Below are 14,364 nucleotides of genomic sequence, written 5' to 3'. Positions count from 1 at the left end.
TTTCTAAGGAAGTTCCAACCAACCATTGTTAGCTGTGGCAAGTTGCTTCTTACCAGATAAATAGGGATTGCCGGCAACTGTGAATCGCAGTGGATAATGCGTTGCCATCCCCTTATTAGGAACACCGATCCTGCTGCTCATTGCGATTACAGCAGGCGTTTTGCCAGAGCGTAAGAAAATCGAATGATCAAAAAGACTTTTCCCATAGTCGTCCATCTTTATTCCCATAGCTTGTGTTAATTTGCCTGGTCCATTAGTAAGCTCAATGCCGTGCTTACCGTTTCGATTTGCTTCCATTTGAAGTTCATTGGTATATGGTTCGATGGCGCGGATCAAAACTGCCTCAGGGATTCCTTCTGCCATCGTGATGAAGTTCAGGAGTACTTGGCGATGCATCTGATAGGTATAGATCCGTCCCGGTTCGTGAAACATGATCTCGGTTCGCTTTGTCCGCAAACTCCGAAAGCTGTGTGCCGCTTGATCGGTTGGTCCCAGATATGCTTCTGTTTCTACGATATAGCCCGCGAACTCACCTTGTGGGGTGATATGGACTAGTTCCGTTCCCAGTAGATCCCGTGCTACTTCTATTGTTGTTCGGTTTTGAAAAAATGCTGCAGTTATTTTTGACTCCATTTCTGTTTTCACCTCTCTACCCGAGTGTATCAAAAAAGCGTTTAAATGACGACTATCGGAGCCAATGCTTTTATTCTTTTCTTTTTTTGCGGAGGTATGGTAAAATATAAGATAATGGGAATTGGGCGGAATTTTAGGTGACTAAAGAACTGCTTTTTTTATTTAGCTTAGGGAAAAAATATAATATAGCTTTAATTAGCGCTTAGGAGAGGTGTAACATGAAGGATAGGAAAGGAAAAATCCAAGGTTTTTTGAGTAAAAACTATGGTTTTTTTATTCTAGCCGTCATACTTTTTTGGCTGAAAACGTATATGGCATATCAGCTTGATTTCAAGCTAGGTATTGAAAACTTGATGCAAAATATTTTACTACTTATAAATCCAATCAGTGCGACCGTCTTTTTCTTTGGTCTAGCACTATTTGCGAAAGGACGCCGTTCTTTCATTTGGATGATCGTTATTGATTTTCTATTGACATTTGTTTTGTTCGCCAATGTGGTTTATTATCGTTTCTTCAGCGATTTCATCACATTGCCTAACTTAAATACGAAACAAATGCAAAACTTTGGGGATCTAGGTGGCAGTATTTCTGCATTACTACGTCCACATGATTTTCTTTTCTTTATCGATATCCTGATTTTGATCGGGTTACTTGCCTTCCGTTTTGTAAAACCAGATAAAACGGCTCGCATCCGTGCAAGAAAAGTAGTCGGAGTACTGACACTCGGTATCGCGATGTTCTTAGCAAACTTAGGACTTGCAGAAATCGACCGTCCGCAACTTTTGACAAGAACATTTGACAGAAACTACATCGTGAAGTATTTGGGTATGACGAACTACCAGATCTATGATGCAGTCAAGAGTACACAGTCTTCTACAGAACGTGCACTGGCAGACAGTAGCGATGTAACAAAAGTACTCAATTATACAAAATCAAAACATGCAGCACCGGACTCGATCTACTTTGGAAAAGCAAAAGGGATGAACATCATGTACATCCACTTGGAGAGTTTCCAACAGTTCCTGATCAATTATAAACTGCATGGTGAAGAAGTAACGCCGTACTTGAACTCGTTCTTTAAGGATAAGAATACACTCAGCTTTACGAATTTCTTCCATCAAACTGGTCAAGGGAAAACTTCCGATGCCGAAATGATGCTGGAAAATTCCTTATATGGACTACCACAAGGTTCTGCTTTTACATCGAAGAGCCAAAACACTTATGAGTCTGCGCCAGCGATCTTTGGTCAACATGGTTATACTTCTGCTGTGTTCCATGGTAACTATAAGAGTTTCTGGAACCGTGACGAGATCTATAAACACTTTGGCTATGATCACTTCTTCGATGCTAACTATTATGATATGAATGATGAAGATGTTTCCAATTATGGACTGAAAGATAAACCATTCTTTAAGGAATCCGAGAAATACATCTCGAACTTGAAACAACCCTTCTACACGAAATTTATTACGCTAACGAACCACTTCCCTTATCCGATCGATGATAAGGAAGCAACGATCGCACCGGCTGATACTGGTGATAAATCGGTTGATACGTATTTCCAAACGGCTCGTTATCTTGATGAATCCGTGAAAGATTTCATGACGTACTTGAAGAAAAAAGGACTTTATGACAATACCGTTATCGTGATGTATGGTGACCACTATGGTATTTCTGACAATCACTCCGAAGCAATGAGCAAGATCTTAGGGAAAGACTACGATGCTTATCAAAATGCACAAGCGCAACGTGTTCCTCTAATGATCCATGTTCCTGGTGTCAAAGGCGGTATCCAAAAACAATATGGTGGCGAGATCGACTTGCTACCTACGTTGGAACACTTAGTAGGCATCGATAATAAAGATTACTTGCAATTCGGTACGGACTTGCTTTCGAAAGACCATAAACAGCTCGTTCCATTCCGTAACGGTGACTTTATTTCGAAAGATTACTCCATGATCGGCGGTAAATTCTATAACCAAAACGACGGTCAACCAATTGAGGATCCTACGAAAGAAATGACGGAAACAAAAGATTTAGTATCTAAAGAACTAGAACTTTCCGATTCCGTTCTGGCCGGCGACTTGCTTCGCTTCTATGCACCAAAAGGATTTGATAAAGTGAATCCGGATGACTATAACTACAACAAGAAAATCCAAGGTGACCCAAGCAAAGATAAAGATTTCGATAAAAAGAAACCTACCGAGAAAACCGATACGAAAAAATAATAAATAAAAAACGGCGTGAAGTTCATGAACTTCACGCCGTTTTTTTTAATTCTTATTTTCGCAGGTAAATATCCGAAACTAAATGATCGGCTCCTTTTGCCAACACAACATTGGCACGGTACTTGGTTTTTTCGATATTCTCTTTCAAATTGACGCCATTGATCGTATCCCAGACCTCCAAAGCGAACTCCTCCGCCTCTTTCGTGCTGATCTTCGTGTAGGGATGGAAATAGGAACTTTCGTCCTGAAAAGCCGTTTCACGCAGCATGAAAAAGCGTTCGAGGTACCAACGTTTGATATCTTCTTCCTTCGCATCCATATATACGGAAAAATCGAAGAAATCACTAGGAAAAATATTCGCCTGAATATCCGCCTGCAGCACGTTGATGCCCTCAATGATGACGATATTTGGGCGTTCGATCGTTCGCGTTTCTTCTAGAACATCATAAGTAAAATGCGAGTACATCGGCACATCGATTGTAGGCTTATTTTGCTTTAATTCTTTTAAAAAAGCAGCAAATCTTTCTTTATCGTAACTTTCTGGAAACCCTTTGCGATCCATGATCCCCTTTTCTTCAAGAATCTTATTGGGATAAAGAAAGCCATCTGTCGTGATCAATTCCACTTTGCGCGTCTTGGAGAACCAGCGATCGAGCATTAATTTCAATACCCGGGCGGTCGTGCTTTTTCCAACAGCGACGCTTCCAGCTAAGGCAATAATGAATGGAGCGCGTGTTTCCTTTTTTTGCAGGAAACGAAGCTTTTCTTCATGAATAAAGATTGCTTCATGATATTCCATAGCAACCAATTTTATCAGCGGCAAATAAATCTCTGAAATGTCTTCTAAGGAGATCCGATCGTTCAATCCCCGGATTTCTTCCAATTCTTCCGCCGTGAGCAGCTGGTCTTCACTGATTTCTAAATGCTGCCACATTTCTCTTTTAAAATGAAAATAGTTCTTATCGTCATTCATAGGTTCAGTCCGTCCTTTGTCGTCTGTTCTGCTTGATTTATTCCTTTTATAGCATACATGACTCGTTTTGAAACTGCAAGTCTTGATACCTTAGAAATAAAAACTTCGAAAGTAGCGCTGGATCACCAAGTGAAAAGGACTTTCCCCTACTGGCAAAGTCCTTTTCCGTGTTAGAAAATATCATTTAAAATTGTCTATAGACATAGACATCTTTCGGTTTGTCGATTTTTTCGAAATGGGTTACTTGAAGTGCTGGAATGTTCATTTTAAATGGTGCGTAGTTCTCTTCTGTTAGTTTTCCGGATACTTTTACCCAAGTATCATTTTTGTACTTTGCGTCGTCTGGCATATGGACGAGCATGCCGTAAACACCTGAATCCGCCACACAGTGGATGATACCGAAGCGGAATAGGAACAGATTGTTATCGTTAGTCACTTTGTCATTATAAACGAAACCGGTAAATTCAATGTTTTTCCCTTCAAATTCGCCGGGATAATTATAAATCAGTTCCATAGTCATTAAATAATTTTTATCGGTAATTTTGATTGTATCTTGGTTGATGATGGAAGCTTTTTCTTTTTCCATCATTTTTTCATAATCGGTTTTTCCGAAATAGCCGCTGGTGTCTGGCCGTAGAAATTGATTCTGAGCGAATGGATCGTCACCGGCTGCATTGTTTTTAGGAAAATGGAAGCCTTTGGCAGAAACGATCGTTGAATCGAGGGTCGCTACTGGCACTAAGAATCCAGCTGCCAGTGCATAAAGCAACATGCCGTAAACAATGATTTTTTTCCACCAGCGATTTTCGCCTTCGTGTGTATGACCATGATGCTCATGTTTTTCAATATCTTCATCGCGGAATACCATGATCAGCTGGATGATCCCTAGTAGAAAAGCTGCGATCATTGCTGCGATAGATAAATAGGAGTACCGCATATTGATATATTTACTGATTTCGCCATTGATATGCAGCTGCATCAGGTAAAAACCGAATCCGAGTAAAATAAAGACGCGAAACATGGGATATCCCCCTTTCTAAACGATAAATATTAATAATAGTGCATATAAGAAGACAACGGCTGTCGCCCCTGCGACGATATAAAGAATGAATTTTGCTTTAAATGTACTTCCCATCATCAATAGGTTTTTGATGTCTAGCATTGGGCCAAAAACAAGGAAGGCAACGATCGATTGGGTCGAAAAGACGCTGCGGAATGATGCACCGATGAAAGCATCCGCTTCGGAACAAAGCGATAGTAGGAAGGCAAGTACCATCATCAATAAGATAGAGAGTACTGGGCCATGTCCGATCGCGCTAAGTGTGGATGTTTTTATGTAGGTTTGCATTGCCGCTGCAAGGAGAGCTCCAAACACCAGATACTTTCCGACAGAAAAAAATTCATCAACAGCATGTTGCAGCGTATGCCAAACTTTTTGGCTAAATGATAGCTTATGATGGTGATGATGTTCGTGTGGATGTGTCTCCTCATGAACTGCTTCTTCTACGCGTAAAAACCGGTCTTTTAGTCCAGTTCCCTTGTAAAAATAAGCAATCGCATTACCAACAATGATCGCAACGACTAGACTCCCAACGATCCGCAAGATCGGCATTTCCCAAGTGCTGCCGAAAGCAACGTATGTAGAGAAGACGACGACCGGATTGATGATCGGTGCAGTGAGCATAAACGCGATCCCTGCATGAAGCGGAACGCCTTTTAGCATCAGATTTCGTACGATCGGGACGATACCACATTCACAAGAAGGAAAGAACACACCGATGACGGAACCGACAATAACGGCAAGGAATTTATTTTTAGGAATAATGCGGGCAATAAACTGTTCTGAAATAAACATTTGAATAAATCCGGCAATGAAGACACCGATCAATACAAAAGGCAGTGCTTCAATCAAAATAGAAATAAAAATCGTATTCATTTGTAAAAATGAATGAGGTAAATGCGTAAACAAACGTATAATCCTTCTTTCTGCGAGATTCTAACTACAATCCATTTTTGATAACTATTTGATTTTAGTCCTATTTTTTTTTGAAAGCAAGCAGAATGGCACGGCTTTCACGCTTTTAGGAGGAAAGTACCTAAAAAAATGCTGACTACCGGAAATCGGCAGTCAGCATTTTTTTATATTATAAACCGCTTAGTCACGGTATTTTAGATTGACGAATTTAACTTGCAAGTACTCTTCCATGCCAAAATGCCCATTTTCACGACCAAAGCCGGAATGTTTCACTCCTCCGAATGGCGTTTCCGGATTAGAGATCGCTACTTCATTGGCACCGACCATCCCATATTCAAGTCCGGAGCTTACTTGTTCCACGCGCGAAAGATCTTTCGTGTAGAAATAAGAAGCTAGACCAAATTCCGAATCATTAGCCAGTTTAATTGCTTCTTCCGTTGTCTCGAAAGTAATAAGCGGTACGACCGGACCAAATGTTTCTTCATAGAAAATGTTCATATCCCGTGTTACATTACCTAGAATAGTAGGCAGATAGAAGTTACCATTTTCCAGTACGTCACCTGTCGCTTTTTTACCACCGACAAGCACTTCGGCACCTTTGGCTTTCGCATCTTTTAATTGATCCTCGATTTTATCGATTGCATCTTCGCGGATAAGTGGCCCTACGTCTACTTCATCCCAGCCATTTCCGACTTTTAGGTTTTTCACTTTCTCTACCAATTTTTCTTGGAAAGTAGAAAGAATAGAAGCTTCCACGAAGATCCGATTTGGGGCGATACAAACCTGACCGTTATTACGGAATTTAGAAGCGATCAATCCTGCTACTGCATCGTCGATATTTGCATCGGCAAAAACGATGAATGGGGCATGTCCACCTAATTCAAGCGACAATTTTTTTAAAGTCTGACCAGATTGTTCAAACAGTGTTTGCCCTACCGCAGTGGAACCAGTGAAGGTGAGTTTGCGGACATCGTCGCTATCTGTCAGTGTCTTCCCGATCTCTTTGGAACTTCCCATCACTAGATTGGCTACGCCGTTAGGTAGACCTGCTTCTTCAAAAAGTTCAAAGATAGCAAGGGCGGATAACGGTGTATCACCGGAAGGTTTCAAGACAACTGTATTACCGGTTGCTAAAGCAGGGGCGATTTTTCTTGTTACCATCCCAGCTGGGAAATTCCATGGTGTGATCGCTCCTACGACCCCGATAGGCTCTTTTTTCACGATATAGGCATGATTATTGGGAGCAGGAATTGTTTCGCCATACAGACGTCGTGCTTCCTCTGCTGCCCAGTGAAAGTTTGCTGCTCCGGTTAGAAACTCACCTTTTGATTCTTTTAGTGGTTTCCCTTGTTCTAAAGTCATGATCGGGGCTAATTCTTCTGCGCGCTCTTCTAGTAAATCACCGATTTTATTTAAAATCGCGACCCGTTTCGCTAATTCTAACTCTTTCCATCCGCCAAATGCTTTCTTGGCAGCTTCGATCGCGCGTGTTGTTTCCGCTTCCCCGGCTTGAGCTACTTCGGTAAGTGTTTCTCCATTTGCTGGATTGATCACGGCTTTGGTTCCTTTTTTATCTCCGTCGATCCATTTTCCATCTATAAATAATTGGGTTTTCACGTTTGGTAAGTTTGGTTTACTCAATTTCGTTCACTCCTTCTAAAAATGTGTCTACCTAGTGTTTTCCACGAATATAGATTTTTAATCTTATTATGCAAAAAAAGAAGAAATGGTTGCCCATTCCTTCTACTCGATCTCTTCATTATATAAACTTTTTTGAACAGGGATCAGAATGTCCCGCTTACTAGTTTCGGTATAGATCTTACCATCTTTTTGCAAAATCTCGATTTTCAAAGGAAATGGATCGGAAAGTGGTGACTGAGCGGTTATATAAGGACGGTACTTGGTTGTTTCCATGTGCTTCTGCAAATGATCGTAACTCTCTTCCACAGGGGTGTCCGCTTGATGCTCTGCCACGAAATACGTAAAAGACGGCACATCGAGCACTTCCATTTCTTCCGGTTTTTCAGGAAGATCATGCTTGATCCGTACCGCGTAATAATCACGCAGCCCTTCTTCCAGATCATGAATGACAACATGGTATAGTTCATCGGTGACAATATAAGGACCGTTTTCCTCCGCAAATTGAGAAATATCTGCTAATATCGTGGAATCATTTTCTTGTTTTCGTTTTGCTAATAAGGAAAATCCTTCTTGTTCTTCTAATCGAATGCTGCTAATTGCCATTGTCATCCACTCCTTCAAGGTTATTCTTCTTTCTAATTATACTTCGTCGTATTGAAAGTGACTAGTATCATTGAGTCTATCTAGCTTGAAAAGGCCGTTTTCATAAGTAAGTACGGTAACGCTAGCATTATCAAGTACGACAGATGGGTCCATCGAAGGCTCCAACTCATGGACGATATTTTTGATCGTGTTGCCGTGAGCGACGATCAAAATATTGCCGCCTTCTTCGCGATGGCGATTGATCACATGCAGAAAGCCTTTTTCAACGCGAGACCAGAATTCCATAAAGTCTTCCGCATCTCCTGTTGGATCGGCAGCTTTTGTCGCGTTCATAGTTTGTCTAACATCTGCACGCTGTTCAAGGTCTTCTTTCGAGGCGTAACCATTTGCTTTGGCGATTTTATCCCAAGCCACTGTACCGACTTCACCTTCTAGCGAGCCGAAGAAAGTTTCACGGAATTCGCTAAGTGGTTCTAAAACTAGCCCGAAGCCATGTTTGTTTTCTTTTAAAATATATTCGGCTGTGGCGATCGTACGATGTAGATCGCTGCTGTAGGCCGCAACGAATTCTGTATCTGCAAGCCCTCTTCCACTTGCCTTGACGACCTCGATCCCTTCTGGCGTAAGTGGTGTATCTGCCCAGCCTTGGATCCGCAAGTTTTTATTCAAATAAGTCTGTCCGTGTCTTACAAAGTATAAAGAAAGTTTTTTTGTCATGTTTAGCTACCTCCCATTTTCCCTTTAGTACTTAGCGCATTGTAACGAATTCTTCTGCTCCAGTAGGATGAATTGCTACGGTGCGGTCAAAGTCTTGTTTGGTCGCACCCATATTGATCGCAACTGCAAAACCTTGGATCATTTCATCAACTCCATAACCGATGCCGTGCAGTCCAACAATACGTTTGTTTTCGCCTTGGCAGATTAGTTTCATCTTGCATGGTTCACGGTTCTCTGTGATCGCGGTGTACATGGAAGTGAAACTGGATTGATATACTTGGATATCTTCTTCCCCGTACTTTTGAATCGCTTCTGCTTCTGTCAATCCTACTGTGCCAATGGCTGGATGGCTGAAGACGACGGTTGGGATATTTTCATATTCCAAATGTTCGTCAAGTTTGCCGTTAAATAGGCGCTCGGATAATCTCCTTCCAGCAGCGATCGCCACCGGAGTCAGTTCGAATTTCCCAGTCACATCCCCAACAGCATAGATATGTTCAGTAGTCGTATTTTGGTATTTATCTACTTGGATATACCCTTTATCCGTCAATCTCACTCCCGCTTTATCCAAAGCTAATTTGTCAAAATGCGGTTTGCGACCGATCGCCCAAATAAGCGCATCGACAGTTTGTGATTCACCGTTTTCGAGGTAAAGCGTCAAGCTGCCGTCCTCGTTTTTGACGACTTCTTTTGGAACTGCCTGTTTGTGTAAGTGCAGTGCCGATTTATCCATTATCTCTGTCAGTGTCTCCGATAATAGAGCATCAAATTTGCGAAGCGGCTGCTCTTTTCGAACGAACAAATGGGTCTCTACTTCAAAGCTTTCTAATAATCCTGCAAGTTCCACGGCAATATAACCGGCACCAACAATGGCTACACGATCCGGTAAAGTCTTCCAATCAAAAAAGTCATCGGAAGTCTGGCCATACTGGCTACCCTTGATTTCCGGATAGATTGGTTGCCCGCCAGTCGCGATCAGAATGTGTTCAGCCGTGATCTGTTTACCATCTACTTCGATCGTATGGGCATCAATAAAGCTAGCATAACCTTTGATCCACTCGACACTATTGCTATCGAGACCGTTTTTATAGGAACCGCGGATTCGCTCTATGTATGCATCTCGATTAGCGACCAATTTCTCAAAAGAAATTTTATGGCTTGCTTCGATTCCGTAATCAGCAGCATATTTATTTAGAGATTCATTGATCTGCGCACCATACCAAGTTACTTTTTTAGGAACACAGCCAACATTTACGCATGTTCCGCCTAAATAATTAGGTTCGATAAGGGCACATTTCGCACCGTGCATCGCTGCCCGGTTAATGGAGGCGATCCCGCCGCTTCCTCCTCCGATAGAGATATAATCATAATCGTATACATGTTCCATATTTTCTCGTCCTTTCTACCATTGAGTAAATGTTTCTCCGCGCATGAGTGCTAAAACCCGCGGATTTGGTAAATAACGTTTGATCTGCTTTAATTTTGCGTATGTCTTTTCATCGTTCACATGCTTGGCGATTCCCATTGCTACTGCGCTACTTCTACTCACGCCAGCATTGCAGTGGACTACGATTTGCTCGGCATCTGCATATTTATCGACAAAGTCGTAGATCACTTTGACATGCATGCTGCTGAACAACACCATATCTGCTTTTTCTTTATCGCTCAACCCCCAGTAATCATCGCCTTCATTAATGTCATTAAAATGAATAGGAAGTACATCGATGTATCGACTTTTATCACGCAATGGTTTGAAGTCTTTATCTACATCCGCGATGCGTATCATGATCGCATTTGACGTGAACGGTTTAAAATTAACAGCAACTACTTCGGGCAAGGCAACAATTGGTAGTTGGTAGGGGTCAAATTCAATTTGCCGCTTATCTTTATTGATAAAACTAGCCACAACTATTCTCCTTTTCCGTTTGCCTTGAACAACATTATACTACTATTTTAACATTCTTTGTCCTCATTACCAAAAGCCAGGTTTGTAAATTTATGATCTCAATTTGGTAAATCTTCACTGCTGCGGATATTTTCGTTAAGGATATCTGCTAGTAGGATCTTCCCTTGAGGGGATATCCGGTATTTTTTGCTGAGGGTAGCCGATGAATCCTGCCGCAAAATATAACCGTTGGACTCCAGCCAATAAACGGCGTAGAGCAAATCATTTTTAGTATAATCATCCAGACTGCTTTGATTGGTATTCTCAAAAGTGAGCGCTCCAACTGTTATATTGGTTTGGTTGATAGCAGTGAAAATTTGTATCAGTAGCGGTATGCTGGGCTTTTTCATCTTGGGTCTCCCCTCTCTCCTAGTTTAAATGTTAAAAATAACAGTAAAAACACCTACTTGGTTGTTTCCTTTTTTTGAGCAAAAAGAAACATACCATTTTTTCAGTGTTTTTACTGTTATGATTGTTGAACTTATTTACGCAGAGATACCGGCTTATCTAAAACTTCTTTTAAGATCATTGCTCGTTTCAGCTTTTTAGAAGAACCAAACTCTTGACGAAGAACATTTTTGCTTTTGCTTGCAGCAGTTCGACCTGGCCTTGTCATCACGTCTGATTCTTGACGTATGTCTTTTAACAACTTTTCTTGTTTACGTGTCATTGTTTGTATAGTTGGTCGTTTCGTTGCTTGTTTTCGTGCAGCAGCCTGGTTGGCTTTACTGCGAGCAGTATTGTTCTTTTTCGCCTGCTGATGTGCATCAGGTTTCTTATCTTTTGTTTTGTTCGCAGCGGATACAACGTAGCTGATGACCGCGATAATGATAATAACAATCTGCCAGCCGTTTCCTGCTAGATCTAATAATTCAGACAATCCAGATCGCCTTCTTTCTGATTAACCAGGATTTTACTCATCATCTGCAATGGATTCGCGCATGCTTGTGTCAGCTTGGACGTTCTCCATTTTGTAGTAATCCATTACGCCTAATTTACCATTGCGAAGTGCTTCAGCAAGTGCTTGTGGAACTTCTGCTTCCGCTGCAACAACTGCCGCACGGTTTTCTTGTTCCAACGCGATTGCTTCTGCTTTACGTTTTGAAGCCGCTGCTTGAGCAACTTCCATATCGGCGTTGGCTTTTTCGATATCCAGTTTCGCCTTGATGTTATCACCGATACGCATTTCTGCGATGTCGATCGAAAGGATCGTATAAGCGGTACCGTCTCCAAGACCTTGCTCTTGGACATTTTTAGAGATGCTGTTCGGATTTTCTAATACATCGGTATGTTCGGCGGTTTCACCGACAGTAGAAACAACGGCTTCCCCGACACGCGCGATGACTGTATCTTCTCCAGCACCACCGACGATACGTTCAATATTGGATTGAACAGTGATTTGTGTGATTACTTTTACTTCTACCCCATTTTGAGCAACACCTGTAAATTCTGGTGTGCGAATGACTTTTGGTGTAACGGAAGTTTGGACAGCTTCCAAAACGTCACGACCAGCTAGATCGATCGCTGCTGCGCGGCTGAAATCCAATTCGATATTGGCACGGTGAGCAGCAATCAACGCGTCCACCGTATTATCTACATCCCCACCAGCTAAATAGTGGCTTTCTAATTGGTTTACTTCTAAGTCTAATCCGGCTTTTACTGCCTTGATAAGTGGTTTTACGACACGAGAAGGGACAACTCGTCTAAGACGCATCCCGATCAATGTTCCAAGTCCCACCCGTACACGAGCAGATAGTGCGCTGATCCATAATCCTACTGGGACCAGACTGAAGAAAATAAGTAAAACGATGATAACGAGTATTACAGTAATAATGAGCGGTGCTGTTAAAATCATATTTGTTCCTCCTTTAATTTAATTTTGTAACTAATACATAGCCGAAATCGATAGCAATTGCTTTGATAGCAGAGCCTCTATCTAAATAGCCGCTTTTGAGACGTGCTTCGTACTCTTCTCCTTCAATTTCCACTCTGCCGATCGGCTTCAGTGTAGTAATTGCTATTCCTTCTTTACCGACTACTTTATCTCGTAACGCTTTCATTCTTTCAATGTCGGTATCTTCCAAAACGCCGCGATGCACGAGCCCCCATGTTTCGCCATAAACGACTTCATCTTCTGAGAAATCTTTTGCCATCCCTATCACCTACCTATTCGGGCTTATACTACAACCTTAACACGAAAATTCAGTTTATTACAAGTATTTTACGTAATGTTATCGATTTTAAATGAATTTAGTGAATTCCTGAGCTTTTTTAATAAAATTGTTGAAAAAAGGGCTTTTTTAGAACGGGGAAGGAGGGGTTGGATACGCTTAACAAAAGGCTATTTAAATAGTCTCCGCATATACCGCGAGGACTTTTTTATTTAATTTAAAAAGAACTTGTGCGGACATTTCCCAATCGTGTTTTGCCATTGTCTACATAGAAGCCGATAACCAATCGGAACTTTCCAGCTTGATTTTGAAGTAGTCTTTGAATCGGTAGTATACATCGACAACACTTTGCTTGGGTTCTTGATACAACTTGTTTACAATGATTTTGTTGCCGTTGTAGATGAAGTGATTTGGCTTGAAATCACTGCGGAAATTAGCAGGAACAGCCCTTTCTGGAAGCTTTGTTTGGTTGTAGTCGGGGAAGTGATTTTTATTAAGTACAATTATATTGAATTTCATTAAAATTGTGCTATACTTAATGCGTAGGCAAATTGATGTCTATTATTTATAATAAAATTAAATAAATCCTTATTGTAATGGATTTATTTTTTTAGATTGAGGTGATTAATTGTGGCAACAAAAAGTTTCCAGACAGATTTTAAGTTTAATACAAAAAGCGCTTCAAAATTACTTTACGCAATTGAGACATCTAAAAAGAAAGATATAGTAATTAAAAAACCACATAAAACCATAAAAGATTCTAATGCTATCGATAGTATAATGAATGCTTTCTTAAATAAGTAGGTGGGAGTATGTCTTTAAATACTATCCCACTACGTCAATTATTAATATCAGGGAGAAGCGAGGAGGATATAAAAACCCTCCTCTATTCTTTTGAATGCAATTCCCTATCACATGGGGCAAGCGATGTAGAATCATTTTTACATAATAAAGCAATACAATATGAAAAGATGGATATGGCAAGAACTTATTTGGTTATGAGCGATTACAATGACCTACCCTATCTAGGTGGATACTTTTCGATCACAAATAAGCCTCTTGTCATACCTAAAAAATTTTTCAATAAATTATCTACATCATTAAAAAAAAGATTGATGGGTATGGGACACAAAACTGATCAGCAAAATTATCAAATTAACGGTTTTTTACTAGGTCAGCTAGGCAAAAATTATAATGAAATATCAAAAAAAGCTAGAGGCGTTACTGGAAATGACTTAATCGCTTTATCGTATGAAAAAGTAAAAGAATCTTATGAATTAAGTGGTGGACGAATATTATATTTAGAATGTGAAAATCATCCTAAAATTATTTCCTTTTATGAAAATCAAGGTTTCAGCCTTATTGAACAATTTGAATCAGTAAATGAATTAAAAATAATGGTAAAAAAACTATCAGATTTATAGGAGACCTTGCAGGTCTCTTTTTATTTTCATGGCAAACTTTTTCAAAACTAATAT

The 14,364-nt window shown here is 40.6% G+C and carries 16 protein-coding genes; 2 read left to right on the top strand and 14 right to left on the bottom strand.

Translation table 11 applies throughout. The annotated features are described in order from the left end of the window. Positions 1–3 precede the first annotated feature (3 nt). Positions 4–633 (bottom strand): DNA-3-methyladenine glycosylase, encoded by a 630-nt coding sequence (locus HMPREF0556_RS01690; protein ID WP_003754881.1) that lies wholly within the window; start codon positions 631–633, stop codon positions 4–6. Positions 634–851: 218 nt separating this feature from the next. On the opposite strand from HMPREF0556_RS01690, the gene ltaS reads away from it, so the two are divergent. Continuing rightward, positions 852–2,861, top strand: a complete 2,010-nt coding sequence (ltaS, locus tag HMPREF0556_RS01685) for a lipoteichoic acid synthase (RefSeq protein WP_003754880.1) — start codon at positions 852–854, stop codon at positions 2,859–2,861. Positions 2,862–2,913: 52 nt separating this feature from the next. On the opposite strand, the gene coaA is transcribed toward ltaS, so the two are convergent. The 13 genes from coaA to HMPREF0556_RS13115 all read right to left on the bottom strand — a co-directional run bounded on the left by coaA (position 2,914) and on the right by HMPREF0556_RS13115 (position 13,405). Then, the gene (coaA, locus tag HMPREF0556_RS01680; RefSeq protein ID WP_003754879.1) at positions 2,914–3,834 is read right to left on the bottom strand and encodes a type I pantothenate kinase; all 921 of its coding nucleotides are present in this window, start codon (positions 3,832–3,834) and stop codon (positions 2,914–2,916) included. A gap of 184 nt (positions 3,835–4,018) precedes the next feature. Then, the gene (locus HMPREF0556_RS01675; protein ID WP_003754878.1) at positions 4,019–4,855 is read right to left on the bottom strand and encodes a TIGR03943 family putative permease subunit; all 837 of its coding nucleotides are present in this window, start codon (positions 4,853–4,855) and stop codon (positions 4,019–4,021) included. A 15-nt stretch (positions 4,856–4,870) separates the two neighbouring features. Continuing rightward, the gene (locus HMPREF0556_RS01670) at positions 4,871–5,803 is read right to left on the bottom strand and encodes a permease (protein WP_003754877.1); all 933 of its coding nucleotides are present in this window, start codon (positions 5,801–5,803) and stop codon (positions 4,871–4,873) included. A 186-nt stretch (positions 5,804–5,989) separates the two neighbouring features. Beyond that, entirely contained in the window at positions 5,990–7,450 is a 1,461-nt protein-coding gene (locus HMPREF0556_RS01665) for an NAD-dependent succinate-semialdehyde dehydrogenase (RefSeq protein WP_003754876.1), read from the bottom strand. A 102-nt stretch (positions 7,451–7,552) separates the two neighbouring features. Beyond that, positions 7,553–8,053: an effector binding domain-containing protein gene (locus HMPREF0556_RS01660; RefSeq protein ID WP_036106118.1), complete on the bottom strand. Its 501-nt coding sequence runs from the start codon at positions 8,051–8,053 to the stop codon at positions 7,553–7,555. Positions 8,054–8,089: 36 nt separating this feature from the next. After that, positions 8,090–8,770: a histidine phosphatase family protein gene (locus tag HMPREF0556_RS01655; RefSeq protein WP_003754874.1), complete on the bottom strand. Its 681-nt coding sequence runs from the start codon at positions 8,768–8,770 to the stop codon at positions 8,090–8,092. 31 nt (positions 8,771–8,801) lie between these two features. Next, positions 8,802–10,157 carry a glutathione-disulfide reductase gene (gorA, locus tag HMPREF0556_RS01650; RefSeq protein WP_003754872.1) on the bottom strand — a complete coding sequence of 452 codons (1,356 nt, stop codon included), beginning with the start codon at positions 10,155–10,157 and terminating at the stop codon, positions 8,802–8,804. Between the two features lie 15 nt (positions 10,158–10,172). After that, positions 10,173–10,676 (bottom strand): dual specificity protein phosphatase family protein, encoded by a 504-nt coding sequence (locus HMPREF0556_RS01645; RefSeq protein ID WP_003754870.1) that lies wholly within the window; start codon positions 10,674–10,676, stop codon positions 10,173–10,175. A 98-nt stretch (positions 10,677–10,774) separates the two neighbouring features. Beyond that, entirely contained in the window at positions 10,775–11,065 is a 291-nt protein-coding gene (locus HMPREF0556_RS12975) for a DUF3116 family protein (protein ID WP_003754868.1), read from the bottom strand. A 131-nt stretch (positions 11,066–11,196) separates the two neighbouring features. Beyond that, positions 11,197–11,595: a hypothetical protein gene (locus HMPREF0556_RS01635; RefSeq protein ID WP_003754866.1), complete on the bottom strand. Its 399-nt coding sequence runs from the start codon at positions 11,593–11,595 to the stop codon at positions 11,197–11,199. A 33-nt stretch (positions 11,596–11,628) separates the two neighbouring features. Continuing rightward, a complete protein-coding gene (floA, locus tag HMPREF0556_RS01630; protein ID WP_003754864.1) occupies positions 11,629–12,570 on the bottom strand; it encodes a flotillin-like protein FloA in 942 nt (313 codons plus the stop codon). Between the two features lie 13 nt (positions 12,571–12,583). Then, positions 12,584–12,868 (bottom strand): NfeD family protein, encoded by a 285-nt coding sequence (locus HMPREF0556_RS01625; protein ID WP_003754863.1) that lies wholly within the window; start codon positions 12,866–12,868, stop codon positions 12,584–12,586. Between the two features lie 282 nt (positions 12,869–13,150). After that, the gene (locus HMPREF0556_RS13115) at positions 13,151–13,405 is read right to left on the bottom strand and encodes a DUF2977 domain-containing protein (RefSeq protein ID WP_003754861.1); all 255 of its coding nucleotides are present in this window, start codon (positions 13,403–13,405) and stop codon (positions 13,151–13,153) included. A 293-nt stretch (positions 13,406–13,698) separates the two neighbouring features. On the opposite strand from HMPREF0556_RS13115, the gene HMPREF0556_RS01620 reads away from it, so the two are divergent. Next, positions 13,699–14,310 (top strand): hypothetical protein, encoded by a 612-nt coding sequence (locus HMPREF0556_RS01620; protein ID WP_003754857.1) that lies wholly within the window; start codon positions 13,699–13,701, stop codon positions 14,308–14,310. Positions 14,311–14,364: the final 54 nt, after the last annotated feature.

This window comes from Listeria grayi DSM 20601, from assembly GCF_000148995.1.
In the GTDB taxonomy this organism is placed as follows: Bacteria; Bacillota; Bacilli; order Lactobacillales; family Listeriaceae; genus Listeria; species Listeria grayi.
Note: the sequence above shows the minus strand (reverse complement) of the source record. Positions and strands in the feature narration are given on the sequence as shown.